The organism is Micromonospora musae (genome assembly GCF_003626545.1).
Classification (GTDB): Bacteria; Actinomycetota; Actinomycetes; order Mycobacteriales; family Micromonosporaceae; genus Micromonospora; species Micromonospora musae.
In genome coordinates this window covers 235,337-250,640 of the sequence record NZ_RAZS01000009.1, presented here as the reverse complement: position 1 = coordinate 250,640, position 15,304 = coordinate 235,337, and the positions used below count along the sequence as shown (strand labels likewise).

The window sequence follows — 15,304 nt, the reverse complement described above, 5'->3', positions numbered from 1 at the left end:
CTGCGGTCACATGGTGGAGGCGGGCGCACTGCTGGGGATGGCGCTGGTGGCGGTCGGCATAGTGCTGACGCCGGGGCCGAACATGGTCTACCTGGTGTCCCGTTCGGTGACCCAGGGCCGACGGGCGGGGTTCATCTCGCTGCTCGGCGTCGCCGCCGGGTTCGGCGTCTACCTGACGGCCGCGGTCGCCGGGCTGGCCACCGTCTTCGTGCTGGTGCCGGTGCTGTACACGGCCGTGAAGCTGGCCGGCGCGGCGTACCTGCTCTGGCTGGCCTGGCGGACGCTGCGTCCCGGCGGCGGCTCCCCGTTCACGCCGGCGCCGATGCCGCCGGAACGGCCGCGACGGCTGTTCACCATGGGGTTGGTGACCAACCTGCTCAACCCCAAGATCGCGATCCTGTACGTGTCGCTGCTGCCGCAGTTCGTGCAGCCGCAGCGCGGGCACGTGGCGATGCAGAGCCTGCTGCTCGGCCTGACCCAGATCAGCATCGCCGTGCTGGTCAACGGCCTGATCGTGCTCACCGCCGGCGCGCTGGCCGGCTTCTTCGCCCGCCGCCCGTCGTGGCTGCGGGTGCAGCGTTGGGTGATGGGCAGCGTGCTGGGCGCGCTGGCCGTACGCATCGCCGCCGACCGGTCCCGGGCGGCCGTGGCCACGCCGTGAGTCGTCGGCGGGTTCCGGCCGGCGGGGCGGGTCCCACTAGACTTCGCCCTCGATGGACGCCCAGCCCACCGCCGACCTCCGCCCCTGCGCCCACTGTGGACGCCCGGTGCCGCAACGAGCCGGCGCCGGCCGGCCGTTCCGGTACTGCCGCGACAACGACGGCGCCTGCCTGCGCGCCTCCCGCAACAGCCGCATGCGGCACCGCAACTCCCCCGGCCTACCCGGTCAGGTGGCTCGGACCTGGGAGGCGGTGGACCGCCTCGACCAGATCGTGGAGACGCTGACCGAGGCGCTGCACGCCGAGCTCTCCCCCGTGGGGGTGGAGCGGCAGCTCGCCCAGGCCCGCGCCGACGCAGCCGCCGAGATCGCCGCGGCGCAGACCGAGCGGGACGAGGCACTGCGCGCGGCCGAGGACGCCACCGCGGCCGCCGTACAGGCCCGTGAGCAGGTGCGGGCCGCCCTCGCCGAACGCGACACCGCCCGCACCGACGCCGACCGCGCCGCCGAGCAGGCCGGCCGGGACGCCGAGCGGGCCCGGCAGGCCGAAGCGGACCGGGACGAGGCCCGTGGGGCGGCCACCGCCGCGCAGGCGCTGCGGGTGCAGGCCGAACGGGACCGGGACGCGGCGCGGCAGGAGCTGCGTACCGTTCGCGCGGAACGCGACACCGAACGGGGCCGGGTCGCCGACCTCACCGCGGAGCGCGACGCCGCCCGCGCCGACGCCGACCGGGCCACCCGCGACGCCGGTGCGGCACGCGAACACGCGCAGCGGTGGCAGACCGAGGTCGAGGACGTCCGCCGGCAGGCCGAGCAGGCCCGCACCGACGCCACCCGGGCCCGCGCCGGCGCCGCCGACGCCGTCCGGGCCCGCGAGGAGGCCGACCGGGCGCGGGACCGGGCCGAGACCGCCGCCCGGCAGGCCGACACCGCCCGCCTGGAGGCCGACGCCGTCGCCGGTCACCTGCGCGCCGAGCTGACCGCCGCCGCCACGGGCCGCGAGGCGCTCGCCGACGAGCTGGCCGCCGCCCGGCGGGTCGCCGCGACCGCCGAGGGCCGGCTCACCGAGCTGACCGTACGGTTGCAGGCCGCCGAGGCCGACCGGGACGCCGCCCAGCAGCGGGTGGCGCAGCTCGCCGGTCAGGTCAGCGACCTGGCCGCGGCGCTGGCCCGGCTCGGCTCGGCCGCCGCCGCGGCGGACACCCCGGCGAGCTGAGGCCAGCCGGACGGGCTCCGGGCGACGATCCGCACGCTGGGACGCCGGACGGCGGGGCGGCACCGGATTGCGGACCCGTGCGACGCTCCCCGGGTGGGAAAGACGTATGCGCGCATCGAGGGGCGGCTGCGGTCGTTCATCGAAACCCAGCCGATGTTCTTCACCGCCACCGCGCCGCTGGCCGGCGACGGCACCATCAACCTCTCCCCGAAGGGGCTGCGCGGCTCCTGGGCGGTGCTCGACGAGCAGACCGTCGCGTACCTGGACTTCGCCGGCAGCAACGCCGAGACGGTCGCGCACCTGCGGGAGAACGGCCGGATCACGCTCATGTGGTGCGCGTTCCAGGGGCCACCGAACATCGTGCGGGTGCACGGGCGCGGCGAGCCGGTGTTCCGCGACGACCCGCGGTGGCGGGAGCTGATCGGCCACTTCCCCGACATCGACCCGAGCACCCACGGTCTGCGCGCGATCATCGTGGTGCACGCCGAGTTGATCAGGGACACCTGCGGCTACGCGGTGCCGTTCATGACCTACGACGAGGACCGTGACCTGCACGGCAAACGGTTCGCCCGGGAGGACGACGCGTCGTTGAGCGACTACTTCGCCGGCAAGCCGCATGTGGCCCGCAGCATCGACGGGCTGCCCGGCCTGCCGTTGCCGCTGCCGCCGACGCCGGCGGCCTGACCGGGCTTGCGCCCACCGGACGGCGCGGGTTGCGGCGGCCGGCGCAACCTGCGGGCCGTCGCGGCGGTTAACATCGCCGGGACAGTCGACACCGCTTCACCATCGCGGCCCGGCCGGGGGCGACCCCGGTGGGCCACTGTGCCGGCCGGGCTACCCTTGTCGAGGCCCGGCCGTGGGCGCTGTGCGCCCTTACGGCGGGAATGGCCTGGCGGGCACGGACCGTTACACAAGAAGACCAGCACCACGAACGAGGGGAAGTCGATCATGGGCGAGCGTATGCTGCGCGGAAGCCGCCTTGGCGCGGTGAGCTATGAGTCCGACCGCAACACGGAGCTCGCGCCACGGCAGACCCGCGAGTACCTGTGCGCCAAGGGCCACCAGTTCGAGGTGCCGTTCGCCGTCGACGCCGAGGTCCCGACGACCTGGGAGTGCAAGTTCGACGGCAGCGTCGCCCGGCTGGTCGACGGCAGCGAGCCGGAGCAGAAGAAGGCCAAGCCGCCGCGTACCCACTGGGACATGCTGCTGGAGCGGCGCTCGATCGCCGAGCTGGAGGACATCCTCGCCGAGCGGCTCCAGGAGGTCCGGACCCGACGCGGTCGGGCCTGACAAGCAACGAACCACCGCAAAAGGGCGGCGCCCCCGGGAACATTCCCGGGGGCGCCGCCCTTTTTGAGCGTGCTCAACGCTCCACGATCTCGCCCTCGATCGCCCGGCCCTCGTCGACGACCACCGGCTGCTCCGCTGCCGGACTCGGCGGCGACTCCGGTTGCGGTGCGCCTCGACGCACCCGCACCCGACGCGGCCCGAACAGGTCACCGGCGACCATCGACGACACCCGCCGCTCCGCGCCCCGCTGCACCCCGGCGCGGGCCAACGCCCGTACCGGCGGCACCAGCAGCAGCAGACCGGCGACCCCGGTGACCAGCCCCGGAACCGCGAGCAACAGCGACCCCAACAGCCCCACCAGCCCGTCGGTCACCTGCCGGCCCGGCGGCTGCCCGGCCTGCGCGGCGGCCCGGAAGCCCCGCCAGGCGCGCATCCCCTCCCGGCGCAGCAGCACCAACCCCAGCAGCGACACCGCGAAGACCAGCAGCACCGCCACCCCGAACCCGACGGCCCGCCCCACCAGGACGAACACCGCCAGCTCCACCGCCACCGCGCCCAGCAGGGCCAGTGGTACGAACCTCACACCTCGGCGCATCTCACCCCATCGGTCGTCCCGTGGCGCCCCCGGGCGCCGGCACCGCGCCCATCCAGCATGACACGCGGGCGCCCCCCGTCACGACGCCCGACCCGCGCCGCGCAACAGCGCCCGCCCCCGGTCCTGCACCGCCCAGGCGGTGATCCGCCACAACGCCTCGGCCACGATCAACGGGCTCATCTTGCTGCTGCCGTGCTCCCGCTCGGCGAACGTGATCGGCACCTCGACGATCCGCATACCCGCGCGGTGCGCCAGCCGGGAGAGCTCCACCTGGAACGAGTAGCCCTGCGAACACACCGACGCCAGATCCATCGCGTCCAACGCGCCCCGCCGGTACACGCGGTAACCGCCCGTCGCGTCGGAGACCGGCATGCCCAGCGCCAGGCGCGCGTACAGGTTGCCGCAGCGGGACAACGCGAGGCGCCGCATCGGCCAGTTCACCACCCGTGCGCCCCGGGTCCACCGTGATCCGATCACCACGTCGGCGGCGCGGGCGGCGTGAAGCAGCGCCGGAAGGTCCTCGGGGGCGTGCGACCCGTCGGCGTCCATCTCCACCACCGCGTCGTAGCCGCGTTCCCGCGCCCACGCGAAACCGGCCAGGTAGGCCGCCCCGAGGCCCTGTTTGCCCTCCCGGTGCAGCACGTGCACCTGCGGGTCGGTGTCGGCGAGCGCGTCCGCGATCAGGCCGGTGCCGTCGGGGCTGTTGTCGTCGGCGACGAGAACCTCCACCGCGGGGGTCTCCCGGCGTACCCGGCCCACGATGTCGCTGACGTTGTCGGCCTCGTTGTAGGTGGGGATCACCACCAGCACCCGGCCGACGCCGTCGACGCCCGCGCGACGTGACGGGTCGGTCGCCTCGTCCACGGTCCCCCCTCCGTTCGCGCCGGCGAACCGGCTGGACCTATCCGGGCCCGACGCGCCGGCGGCGACGTAGCACCGCCGCGCCGGCCAGGGCGGCCACGGCCAACCCGGCCAACGCCACCTCCGGCCACAGACCCACCCGGGTGGCCGGCGTACGCCCGTCGGCCAGGCGCAGTTGCCGCACCACCACCTCACGGGTGTTGAACCCGGTGGCGTCGCTTACCCGCCCGTCGGGGCCCACGAACCCGGACACCCCGACCGTGGAGGCCATCAACGCCGGACGGCCGTGCTCGACCGCCCGCAGCCGCACCATGGCCAACTGCTGGCGGGCCTCGGCCTCGTCGAAGGTGGCGTTGTTGGTCTGCACCACGAGCAGTTGCGCGCCCCCGGTGACGGTGTCCCGGACCACCTCGTCGTACGCCACCTCGAAACAGATCACGTCGCCGAGCAGCACCGGGCCGGCGCGCACCACGCCCGGGGTACTGCCGGCCACGAAGTCGGCCCGCACCCGGTCGACCTGCTTGCTGACCATCCGGGCGATGTTCCGCAGCGGCACGTACTCGGCGAACGGCACCGGGTGCCGCTTGACGTACAGCTGCTCCAGGTCGGCGCCGCTGCCGGGCCGCCACAGGATGCCGGCGTTGCGGACCTGCCCGGCGTCGGGACCGAGCAGCACCGCGCCGACGAGGATCGGCGCGCCGATCGTGTCGGCGGCCTGGGAGATTCGCGCCCCGGCGGTCGGGTTGCGCAGCGGATCGATGTCGCTGGCGTTCTCCGGCCACACCACCAGGTCGGGGCGCGGCTGCTCACCGGCGGCTACCCGGCCGGCCAGCTCCAACGTCGCGTCGACGTGGTTGTTGAGCACCGCCTGCCGCTGGGCGTTGAAGTCCAGACCCAGGCGCGGCACGTTGCCCTGCACGATCGCCACGGTGACCGTCGCGCCGCCCCCGGCGCGTCCCACCGGCACCAGCAGACCCGCCGCGCACAGCAACACCGCCCCGGCGGTCAGCCCGCCGACCGGCAGCCACCACCGGGCCCGCCGCAACCCGCCGACGCTCCACCGCCGCCATCCGGCGGTCAGCAGCAGCCCACCGGCCACGGCGACGGCGAACGTCACCAGCGGCGCGCCGCCGAGCACGGCCACCCGCACCAGCGGCGAGTCGCCCTGGCTGAACGCCAGCCGACCCCACGGGAACCCACCGAACGGGGTCCGGTCCCGCAGCGCCTCCTGCCCCACCCACAGCAGGCCGGTCAGCGGCGCCCAGCACCAGCGGGCCCGGTCGACCAGCGGTGACACCCAGGCGGTGGCGACGCCGAGCAGCGCCAGGTATCCGGCCTGCAGCAGCGACAGCAGCACCCACGGCAGCGCACCGGTGTGCAGGTTCGTCCACGCCAGCAGCGGCGCGAAGAACGCCACCCCGGTCAGGAAACCCAACCCGGCTCCGGCCCGCAGCCGCCGCCGGTGCGCCGCGGCGGCCAGCAACGCCACCCCGACCGGCGCCAGCGGCCACACCCCGTACGGGGGGAACGCCGCCAGCAGCGCCAGCCCTGCCGCGACCGCCACCGGCACGGCGACCGCGAGCGGCAGCGGACGCGCTGCGGCGTCCGGACGCGGCGTTGCCGCGTCGGTTCGCTTCTCGTCCGGGTCGACGGTCGTCACGGGCGCCTCAGCACGATCACGGTCGTGAAGGCTACCCGGCCGGGCAGCCGGTCACGAACGGCGGCGGGCCACGAGAACGGCGTCGTGGACGGTGCTCTCCCGCCCCTGCGGGTCCACGGCCGGGCGGGGCCGCGCCTCGGCCCGCACCTCCCACACCGTGGGGTCGAGCGCCGCCGCGAGCTCCTCGGGGGTGTACATCATCTCCGGCAGGTGCATCCGGTGCACGCTGGTACGCAGGTCCCACGGATGATGCCCGACGATCAGCAGGGTGCCGCCCACGGCGACGGCTGCGGCCAGCCGGGCGAACAGGACACTACGTTCGTCGCCGGGCAGGTGCATGAACTGGGCGCTGACCAGGTCGTACGCCGCCTCGGCGGGCGGCTGCTCCCGTACGTCGGCGTGGATCCATTCGATGCGGTCGGCGATCTCGGGGCCGGCGTCGCCGGCGTGCGCGGCGGCCCGCCGCAGGGCGGTGCGGGAGATGTCCACGGCGGTGACCCGCCAGCCCCGCCGGGCGAGCCACACCGCGTCGGCGCCCTCGCCGCTGCCCACGTCCAACGCCCGGCCCGGGGTCAGGTCGGTGGCCTCGGCCACCAGCTGCGGATTGGGGCGTCCGCTCCACACGGCCGCCCGGGAGGTGTAGCGCTGCTCCCACGCCTGCTCGGTGAACATGGTGGCGACCTGGTGGCGGCGTTCGCGTACGGCCTCGCGGGTCTCCTCGGCCACCAGGTCGGCGTTGATCGCCGCCGCGGCCGTCAGCCCGCCGTCAGCGGCGGTGATGACCTGGGCGCGTACGTCGGCAACGTTGCCGGCCACCCATACCCCGGGCACCTCGGTCGCGCCGCCCGCGTCGGCGGGGATCTGCGTGCCGAGCACCTGCCCGCCCAGCTCCACCTCGACGGGGGTGAGGCCGAGGTCGGCGAGCAGGCCGGCGCGGGCGGTGAACCGGGGCGCCACCACCAGCGTGTCGAGCTCGACGACGCCGCCGTCGGCCAGCCGCACCCCGGTGAGGGTGTCCCCGGCCAGCAGGAGCTCCTCGACGGGGCCGTCCACGACGGTGATCTCCCGGGCGGCGAGCTGTTCGAGCTCGTCGCCGGTGGGCTGCGGCGCGTCGTGGACCAGCAGCAGCACACAGTCGCTCCACTGCCGCCACAGCAGCGCCTGCGAAACGCCTGTCGGGCCGGTGGCGAGCACGCCGATCCGCCGGTCGCGGGTCTCCCATCCGTGGCAGTACGGGCAGTGCAGCACGTCCCGGCCCCACCGCTTCGCCAGGCCGGGCACGTCGGGCAGCTCGTCGACCAGCCCGGTGGTGATCAGCAGCCGCCGCGCCCGCACCACGCTCGCGTCGGCGAGGGTCAGGGTGAACCCGGCCTCGTCGCGGGCGGCGGCCTCGACCCGGCCGGTGACGACCTGCCCGCCGTAGCCGGTGACCTCGGCCCGGCCGGCGGCCAGCAGCTCGCCCGGCGGGGCGCCTTCCCGGGTCAGGTAGTTGTGCACTCCGTCGGCGGGGGCGTTGCGCGGCTCACCGGCGTCCACCACCAGCACCGAGCGGCGGGCCCGGGCCAGGGCGAGCGCTCCGGCGAGTCCGGCCGCGCCGCCGCCGACCACCACCACGTCGTATCTCTCGCTCACCTGACACCTCCGGGTCGTGTTCGGCTTTCCGTCCACGCTGCACCCACCACCGCCGCAACGACAAGGAAAGTTGCTGGATCGGCAAACGGCGGGGCGCCGGGCTCGACCCCCGACCGCTGAGGTGATCAACCATTTCGGCCTGCGGAGGGCAACGCCGACACGCACAAGCCCCGACCCCGCGGGGAGGTGCGGGCATGAAAATCGGGGCGCGGCCAACGCCGCGCCCCGATGCTCCCAGGCCCTTCCCGGCCGGTGGGGCGAGAATGCGGCACGCCGACCTTCGGACCGACCAGACGCGGACTGGCTGTCCCCGCCGGGCCGTTGTCTACTGGCCGTGCGCCTCACTTCGCCCGTACACCGGTTACCGCGGCCGGTTCGCGCCGCCCCGCCGACCCCCGCCCGCTGGACCTGGCCGCCGCGACAACGTGTCGCTCGGCCAGCGGACGGAGGGACGAAGCGAACAACAGCCGCTTCCCGTAGTAGGACTCAAAGACGGTACGTGCTGCCCCCCGGGGCCTGTCAACCCGCCCCCGGCCTGTCGCCTTGCCGCAACCCGGCGTGTCGCGCCGGGTTGCGTCAGCCCACGCCCAGATGCCCACTCAGCAACTCGCCCGCCACCTGCGGATGCTCCGCCGCGAGCAACCCACCGGCGGCCAACACGTACTCCACGTCCACCGCCGGCCGCGCCGCCCGCGGCAGCGGCCACCCGCCCGCGTGATCGGCCAAGACCGCGGTGAGCACCTGCACCGCCTGCCCGGCCGGGGCGTGCCGCAACACACCCCCGGAACCCACCACCAGCCGCACGTCGCGCAGGTCCCGCCCGCCCCGCTCACCGGTGGCCCCACCCCGGGCGTGCCGGCGCAACGCCACCGTCGCCGCCAACTGCGCGATCCGCCACTCCACCGCCTGCTGCGCCGCGTCGGCGGGCAGGAAACCCGGCTCGGCCGCCCGCACCGCCGCGGCCGCCGTCAGCTGCTCCTGCTCCCCGTCGGCGAGCAGCCGCTCCTCCACGGCCGCCCGCACCACCCCGGGCGCGCTCCACCGCATACCCAGGTCACCCTCCACGGTGCGGGCCCGCCACAGCGAACCGGCCACCTCCCGACCCGGCCCGGTGGCCCGCTCGTCCGGGGTGAGCACCGAGTACACGTCGGTGGTGGCCCCACCGACGTCCACCACCGCCAGGTCCCCGCCCAGCCGGTCGGCGAGCACCTCCACCCCGGTCAGCACCGCGTCCGGCGTCGCCGCGCGCACCAGCCGCGCGAACCGGGCGCCCCGCGACAGCCGCTTCCCGCCGATCACATGCCGCAGGAACACCTCCCGGATCGCCGAGCGCGCCGACGCGGGCGCCAGCACCCCGATGCGGGGCAGCACGTTGTCGGCCACCGTCACCGGCACCCCGGCCGCGGCCAACCCGGCCGCCAGCTCCTCGCGCACGTCGACGTTGCCGGCCAGCACCACCGGCACCCGCCAGCGGGCCCGCGCCAGCCGGGTCGCGTTGTGCGTCAACACCTCGGCGTCCCCGCCGTCGGTGCCGCCCACCAGCAGCACCACATCGGGGCGGGCCGCCCGCAACGCACTCAGCTCCGCCGCACCCAACCGGCCGGCGGCCACATGCACCACGTTCGCCCCCGCCGACAGGCCCACCCGCCGGCCCGCCTGCGCCGTCACCAGCCGCTCGTAGCCGACCACCGCCAACCGCAGCCCACCACCGGCCGACGAACACACGTACCACGCCGGATCCCGGGCACCCAACCCGGCGGTCGCCGCCGCGACGGCCGCGTCCAGGCCGTGCAGCACGTCCGTACCGACCGTCGTCGCCGCCGCGGCCGCCCCGACCAGCCGCGCGTCGTCGAGGTCGACCACCGCCACCTTCGTGTACGTCGACCCGACGTCGGCGCAGACCGCGACGTTCACGCCGCCGGCGGCACGACCACCGTGCCGGTCGCGGTGACCGCCACGATCGGCGGGTCGAGGACCTCCGCCGCCGACTCACCTCGCTCCGGGCGGCCCCGGCACACCACCACGCAGCTCAACTCCAGCGTCCGGCTGCGGGCGCCCACCCGGCTGACCTGCGCGGTCACCTCCACCACGTCACCGGCCCGGATCGGGGCGGTGAACCGCACGTCGGCGTAGCCGGCGAACAGCCCCTCGTCGCCGTCGGTGCGGATGCACACCTCCGTGGCGACATCCCCGAACAAACCCAACGCGTACGCCCCGTCGACCAGGTTCCCCGCGTAGTGGGCGTGCGAGTACGGCACATACCGGCGGTGCGTCACCGTCAACCCCAGCCGCGGATCCTGCCCCGTCATGCCGCCGCCCTCCTGCTCGTGATCAACGCGTGCGCCAGGTAACTGGCCACCTCACCCGGGGTGGTGCCCCGACCGAAGATCCGATCCACACCCAACTCCTCGGCCATCGTCTCGTCGAACCGCGGCCCACCGACGATCAGCAACGGACGCCGGCCCGCCGGCATCGCCTCCCGGAACGCCGCCGACATCTCCCGCGTGTTGTGCAGATGCGCGTCCCGCTGCGTCACCACCTGGGAGACCAGCACCGCGTCCGCCTTCTCCACCCGGGCGGCCTCCACCAACTCCGGCACGCTGACCTGCGCACCCAGGTTCGTGACCTTCAACTCCCGGTAGTACTCCAGGCCCTTCTCCCCCGCGATGCCCTTCACGTTCAGGATCGCGTCGATGCCGACCGTGTGCGCGTCCGTGCCGATGCACGCCCCCACCACCGACAACTTCCGCCGCAACCGCTGCTTCACCAAGGCGTTGATCTCCTTGGCCGACAGCAGAGGGAAGTCCCGCTCGACCACCTGCACCGCGGAGACGTCCACCAGATGGTTCACCCGCCCGTACACGACGAAGAACGTGTACCCGTCACCCATCTGCTTCGCGTGCACCAGCATCGCCGGGTCGATGCCCATCTTCCCGGCCAACTGCACCGCCGCGCCCTCGGCCCGCTTGTCGTGCGGCACCGGCAGGGTGAACGACACCTGCACCATTCCGTCGCCGGTGGTGTCCCCGTACGGGCGCACGATCTTCTTGTCCACGCCGTCCACGCTCACGACCGCACCGCCGTCGGCTCCGCGCCCGCCGGTTCCGCCTCGAGGATCTCCGTGGCCGGATTCCAGTAGTCCGCCTCGTGCCGCGCCACCCCGTCCAGGCCCTTACCCCGATCCGGCGGACGCTTCATGATGCCGAACGTGCCCTCGGCGATCGCCGTCAACAACGACTGCTCACCGATGCGCTCCAACAGCCGCACCGCCTCCCCCAGCACCTGCCGCGCCCGCTGCTGGATGAACCCGCCCGGCGCCGGCACGAAGTCCTCGTGCAGCCCACCGGCGGCACCCAACACGTACCGCACGTTCTGCAACGCGATGTCCCGGTCCGACAACCACGGCGTCACCACCGCCTCGGTCATCATCCCCACCAGCAGGATGCCCTGCCCGGTCAGCGTGCCCGCCAGGTTGAAGAACCCGTCGAGCAGGTTGCCGCGGAACACGTCCCCGGTCATGTGCTTCGTCGGCGGCATCCACTTCAACGGCGCGTCCGGGAACAACTCCCGCGCCAGCAACGCGTGCGCCAACTCCAACCGGAACGACTCCGGCACATCCGGATTGATCTCGAACGCGTGCCCCAACCCCAACTGCCAGTCCGCCAACCCCGCCTCGTGCGCGAAGAACTCGTTCAGCAGCTGCGACACCGTCACCGTGTGCGCCTCCTCCACCGCGTCGGCGGTGGTGAGGTAGTTGTCCTCCCCGGTGTTGATGATGATCCCGGCCCGCGCGTGCACCTGCCGCGAGAACCGCTGATCCACGAACGTCCGGATCGGATTGATGTCCCGGAACAGGATCCCGTACATCGAGTCGTTCAACATCATGTCCAGCCGCTCCAGGCCGGCCAGGGTCGCCATCTCCGGCATGCACAACCCGGACGCGTAGTTCGTCAACCGCACGTACCGGCCCAGCTCCTTCGACGACACGTCCAACGCCGCCCGCATCAGCCGGAAGTTCTCCTGCGTCGCGTACGTGCCGGCGAACCCCTCCCGCGTCGCACCCTCCGGCACGTAGTCCAGCAGCGACTGCCCCGTCGACCGGATCACCGCGATCACATCCGCGCCCGCCCGCGCCGCCGCCTGCGCCTGCGGAATGTCCTCATAGATGTCACCGGTCGCCACGATCAGGTAGATCCACGGCCGCTGCTTCGGGTCCCCGTACCGCTTGACCAGACGATCCCGCTCGGCCCGCCGCCGGTCGATCTGCCGCACCCCCGCGGCCGCCGCCTTCCGCGCCGCCCGACGGGCGGCCGTGGCCGCCCGCCCGGTGGGCTGGGTGAACCGCACCGACCCGGCGGCGGCCTTCTGCGCCAGCAACGTCACATCGGTCAGATCCTCCCGGGTCAGCGCGTCGAAGACCGACGCCGCCACCCCGTGTCCCAGCCCGACGTCGGCAACCACCGCGTCCACCAGCCGGTTCACCCACGGAATACCGTCCGGGTCCGCGCCGGTCACCCCGGCCAGCCGCAACACCGCCCGCTCCACCGACACCGTCGTATGACTACGGGCCAGGTCCACCACCGGCTGCCCCGCGCGGCGCGCCAACTCCCGCGCCCGCGCCACCAGCACCGGATCAAGATCGAGTTTCGGTCTCACGCCGTCGCCCCGCTCCGCCGCGCGGCCGCCCCGCTGACACACCCGATGGTTCGCTCGCTCACGCAGACCCTTCCTCATAAATCACGTCACCACGCAGCACCGTCCGCCGACACACCGGCAACGGCGTCGGATCCTGCGGCCCCCGCAACTCCGGGTCCTCGGCCAACAGCACCGGCAGATTCCGATCCACCCCAGCCGGCGTGTCCCACACCGCGAACGTCGCCGGCGCACCCAACGCGAGAACCCCCTCGTTGTCCAGGTGCACCGCCCGCCACCCGCCGCGCGTGTGCGCCGCGAACGCCGCCCGCACACTCATCCGCTGCGCCGGGCTGTGATGCGCCGCCGCCGCCCGCACCGACCCCCACGGATCCACCGGCGTCACCGGCGAATCCGACCCGAACGCCAACGCCACCCCGACCCCGTGCATCGCACCCATCGGATTCGACGCCAACGACCGCGCCAACCCCAACCGCGACTCGTACATCCGACCCGCGCCACCCCACAACCGGTCGAACGCCGGCTGCATACTCGCCACGATCCCGTACTCCACGAACCCGGCGATCAACCGCTTGTCCATGATCTCCGCGTGCTCGATGCGGTGCCGCGCCGCGCGCACCCGCTCCACACCCAACTGCCGCACCGCCCCCGCGAACCCCTCCAGGACCGTGCCGATCGCCGCGTCACCGATCGCATGGAACCCGCCCTGCAACCCGTGCGCCGCGCAGTCCAGCAGATGCTCCCGCACCTGCTCCGCCGACAGGTAGCCGTGCCCGGCGCCGTCCCCGTCCAGATACGGCTGCGACAGGTGCGCCGTCCGCGAACCCAACGCACCGTCCGCGAACAGATCACCACCGGCGCCCACCGCACCCAACTCCCGAGCCCGCGCGGCACCACCCAACTCACCCCAGTACCCGTACACCTCCGGCACACCCGCACCCGAAATGCCCAGCAGACCCGTGAAATCCTCCTCGTCGGAGATCTCCGGCCCACCACACTCGTGCACCGCCGCGACCCCCAGCGACGCCGCGTGCGCCAACGCCACCCGCTGCGCCGCCACCCGCTGCCCCCGCGTCACCGACGCGAACGCCGCCGCCCGCACCACGTGGTGCGCGTCACGCCGCAACCACCCCGACTCGTCGTAACCCGCCGCGGCCACCACCTCCGCCACCGCCGCCAACATCGCCCGCGACACCAACGCCGAATGGATCGACGCCTGCGACAGGTACACCCGCCGACCACCGGCCGCCCGCTCCAACGCGTCCGCGTCCGGCAACGGTGACGCACCCCACGTCGACTCGTCCCAGCCGTGACCCAACACCACCGCATCCGCCGGCAGACCCGCCGCGAACCCGGCCACCGCGTCCAGCAACTCCCCCGCCGAACGCACCCCCGACAGATCCAACCCCGACAACGCCAACCCGGTGTCCGTCGCGTGCACGTGCGCGTCCACGAACGCCGGCGTCACCAACGCCCCGTCCAGATCCACCACCCGGTCGGCGGCGGGCGCGTCCGCGTCCACCCCCAGCCAGGTGATCCGCCCACCGGAGACCAGCAGCGCGGTCGCGTTCGGGTCGGCGGGGCAGAGCAGCACGCCGCCGCGGTACAACGTCGAGGGGTTCGTCATGACCTCAGTCTGCCGCCAACCGGGACTCGAAGAGCCGACGGACCCCCGGCTCCGAGCGCAGCAACCCCAACGCCAGATCCGCGTGCCCCGGCACGTACCCGTTACCCACCAGCATCGTCACGTCCGCCGCCAGACCCTCGGCGCCCAATGCCGCCCCGGCGAAACTCGTCGCCATCGAGAAGAAGATCACGGTGCCGCCGTCCGCCGTGCCCAGCACCGCCCCGTGCTCGCACCCCGGCACGTCCACGCAGACCACCGTCACATCCGCCGGCACACCCAGCGCCGTGGTCACCGCCGTCGACACCGCCACCGGATCCCGCGCATCGGCCAACGCCACCGCGTCGGCCAACCCCGCCGCCGTCAGCGCGTCCCGCTCCGCCGCCACCGGCACCACCCCGACCGTACGACCGGCGCCCGCCCGCCGCGCCGCCGCCAGCGACAGCGAACCGCTCTTGCCCGCGCCACCGATCACCGCCACCGTCACCGGCCGGGCATCCCCCTCACGCGCCCGGTCGGCCACATAACGCGACACCACCCGCGCCGTCAACGCCGGCGCCCCGCACACGTCCAGCACCGCCAGGGACAGCTGCGGATCCTCCTCCGCCGGCAGCACCGCGGCGATCGACCGGGCGAACAGAATCGCCCACCCGTCACACGGCACCTGCTCGCTGCGCCCGTCCCACCGCGCCAACCCGTCGGTGATCACCAGCGGCGTCAACGTCAACGACACCAGCGTCGCCACCCGGTCGCCAGGCCGCAGCCCCAGCGGCGACCGCCGACCCGCCTCCTCGACCGTGCCGATCAGCATCCCGCCCGAACCGGTCACCGGGTTCTGCATCTTCCCCCGGCTGGTGACGATCTCCAGCACCTCGGCGCGCACCGCGTCCCCGTCACCGCCGTGCTTCTCCCACAGCTGCCGGAAACTCGCCGCGTCCAGGTTCAGCCGCTCCACCCGGATCCGCACCTCGTTCGCCGCGATCTCCGGACTCGCGTCCAGCCGCCAGGCCGCCTGCGGCAGCACCCCCGCCGGTTCCACGACGCGGTGCAGACCCACCGGTGACGTCACGCCGACCTCCCCCTGTCAACCGCCCGAAGCCCCGGTCAAGGCTCGC

Annotated in this window: 14 protein-coding genes; 4 read left to right on the top strand and 10 right to left on the bottom strand. The window is 74.1% G+C overall.

All coding sequences use genetic code 11. The features are described from left to right. The first annotated feature begins 10 nt into the window (after positions 1-10). The 4 genes from D7147_RS24385 to D7147_RS24370 all read left to right on the top strand — a co-directional run bounded on the left by D7147_RS24385 (position 11) and on the right by D7147_RS24370 (position 3,164). Entirely contained in the window at positions 11-661 is a 651-nt protein-coding gene (locus D7147_RS24385; protein WP_120681571.1) for a LysE family translocator, read from the top strand. 52 nt (positions 662-713) lie between these two features. Beyond that, entirely contained in the window at positions 714-1,874 is a 1,161-nt protein-coding gene (locus D7147_RS24380) for a coiled-coil domain-containing protein (RefSeq protein ID WP_120681569.1), read from the top strand. Positions 1,875-1,967: 93 nt separating this feature from the next. After that, complete coding sequence (locus tag D7147_RS24375; RefSeq protein ID WP_120681567.1) at positions 1,968-2,558, top strand: pyridoxamine 5'-phosphate oxidase family protein; 591 nt, start codon at positions 1,968-1,970, stop codon at positions 2,556-2,558. Between the two features lie 264 nt (positions 2,559-2,822). Then, complete coding sequence (locus D7147_RS24370) at positions 2,823-3,164, top strand: RNA polymerase-binding protein RbpA (RefSeq protein ID WP_046564157.1); 342 nt, start codon at positions 2,823-2,825, stop codon at positions 3,162-3,164. 73 nt (positions 3,165-3,237) lie between these two features. Here D7147_RS24370 and D7147_RS24365 read toward each other — a convergent pair whose 3' ends face one another. The 10 genes from D7147_RS24365 to kdd all read right to left on the bottom strand — a co-directional run bounded on the left by D7147_RS24365 (position 3,238) and on the right by kdd (position 15,258). Further along, positions 3,238-3,759 (bottom strand): FxsA family protein, encoded by a 522-nt coding sequence (locus D7147_RS24365; protein WP_120681565.1) that lies wholly within the window; start codon positions 3,757-3,759, stop codon positions 3,238-3,240. A 78-nt stretch (positions 3,760-3,837) separates the two neighbouring features. Further along, positions 3,838-4,623: a polyprenol monophosphomannose synthase gene (locus tag D7147_RS24360; RefSeq protein ID WP_120681563.1), complete on the bottom strand. Its 786-nt coding sequence runs from the start codon at positions 4,621-4,623 to the stop codon at positions 3,838-3,840. Between the two features lie 37 nt (positions 4,624-4,660). Next, the gene (gene lnt, locus D7147_RS24355; RefSeq protein WP_407663385.1) at positions 4,661-6,208 is read right to left on the bottom strand and encodes an apolipoprotein N-acyltransferase; all 1,548 of its coding nucleotides are present in this window, start codon (positions 6,206-6,208) and stop codon (positions 4,661-4,663) included. Positions 6,209-6,331: 123 nt separating this feature from the next. Next, positions 6,332-7,912, bottom strand: coding sequence for a bifunctional NAD(P)/FAD-dependent oxidoreductase/class I SAM-dependent methyltransferase (locus D7147_RS24350; RefSeq protein ID WP_120681558.1), 1,581 nt, complete (start codon positions 7,910-7,912; stop codon positions 6,332-6,334). A gap of 576 nt (positions 7,913-8,488) precedes the next feature. Beyond that, positions 8,489-9,826 carry a glutamate mutase L gene (locus D7147_RS24345; protein ID WP_120681557.1) on the bottom strand — a complete coding sequence of 446 codons (1,338 nt, stop codon included), beginning with the start codon at positions 9,824-9,826 and terminating at the stop codon, positions 8,489-8,491. Next, the gene (kal, locus tag D7147_RS24340; protein ID WP_120681555.1) at positions 9,823-10,221 is read right to left on the bottom strand and encodes a 3-aminobutyryl-CoA ammonia lyase; all 399 of its coding nucleotides are present in this window, start codon (positions 10,219-10,221) and stop codon (positions 9,823-9,825) included. The genes D7147_RS24345 and kal overlap by 4 nt, the downstream gene beginning before the upstream one ends. Next, complete coding sequence (gene kamE / locus D7147_RS24335; protein ID WP_267900771.1) at positions 10,218-10,976, bottom strand: lysine 5,6-aminomutase subunit beta; 759 nt, start codon at positions 10,974-10,976, stop codon at positions 10,218-10,220. The genes kal and kamE overlap by 4 nt, the downstream gene beginning before the upstream one ends. A 2-nt stretch (positions 10,977-10,978) precedes the next feature. Beyond that, positions 10,979-12,568 (bottom strand): lysine 5,6-aminomutase subunit alpha, encoded by a 1,590-nt coding sequence (gene kamD / locus D7147_RS24330; RefSeq protein WP_120681645.1) that lies wholly within the window; start codon positions 12,566-12,568, stop codon positions 10,979-10,981. Positions 12,569-12,626: 58 nt separating this feature from the next. Then, entirely contained in the window at positions 12,627-14,192 is a 1,566-nt protein-coding gene (locus D7147_RS24325; protein ID WP_120681550.1) for an amidohydrolase, read from the bottom strand. 4 nt (positions 14,193-14,196) lie between these two features. After that, positions 14,197-15,258, bottom strand: coding sequence for an L-erythro-3,5-diaminohexanoate dehydrogenase (gene kdd / locus D7147_RS24320; RefSeq protein ID WP_120681548.1), 1,062 nt, complete (start codon positions 15,256-15,258; stop codon positions 14,197-14,199). Positions 15,259-15,304: the final 46 nt, after the last annotated feature.

What these genes read in the sequence shown, in the direction of transcription:
- D7147_RS24385 (WP_120681571.1), top strand. Translation starts at nt 11, where the DNA reads ATGGTGGAGGCGGGCGCACTGCTGGGGATGGCGCTGGTGGCGGTCGGC.
- D7147_RS24380 (WP_120681569.1), top strand. Translation starts at nt 714, where the DNA reads ATGGACGCCCAGCCCACCGCCGACCTCCGCCCCTGCGCCCACTGTGGA.
- D7147_RS24370 (WP_046564157.1), top strand. Translation starts at nt 2,823, where the DNA reads ATGGGCGAGCGTATGCTGCGCGGAAGCCGCCTTGGCGCGGTGAGCTAT.
- D7147_RS24365 (WP_120681565.1), bottom strand. Translation starts at nt 3,759, where the DNA reads ATGCGCCGAGGTGTGAGGTTCGTACCACTGGCCCTGCTGGGCGCGGTG.
- kal (WP_120681555.1), bottom strand. Translation starts at nt 10,221, where the DNA reads ATGACGGGGCAGGATCCGCGGCTGGGGTTGACGGTGACGCACCGCCGG.
- D7147_RS24325 (WP_120681550.1), bottom strand. Translation starts at nt 14,192, where the DNA reads ATGACGAACCCCTCGACGTTGTACCGCGGCGGCGTGCTGCTCTGCCCC.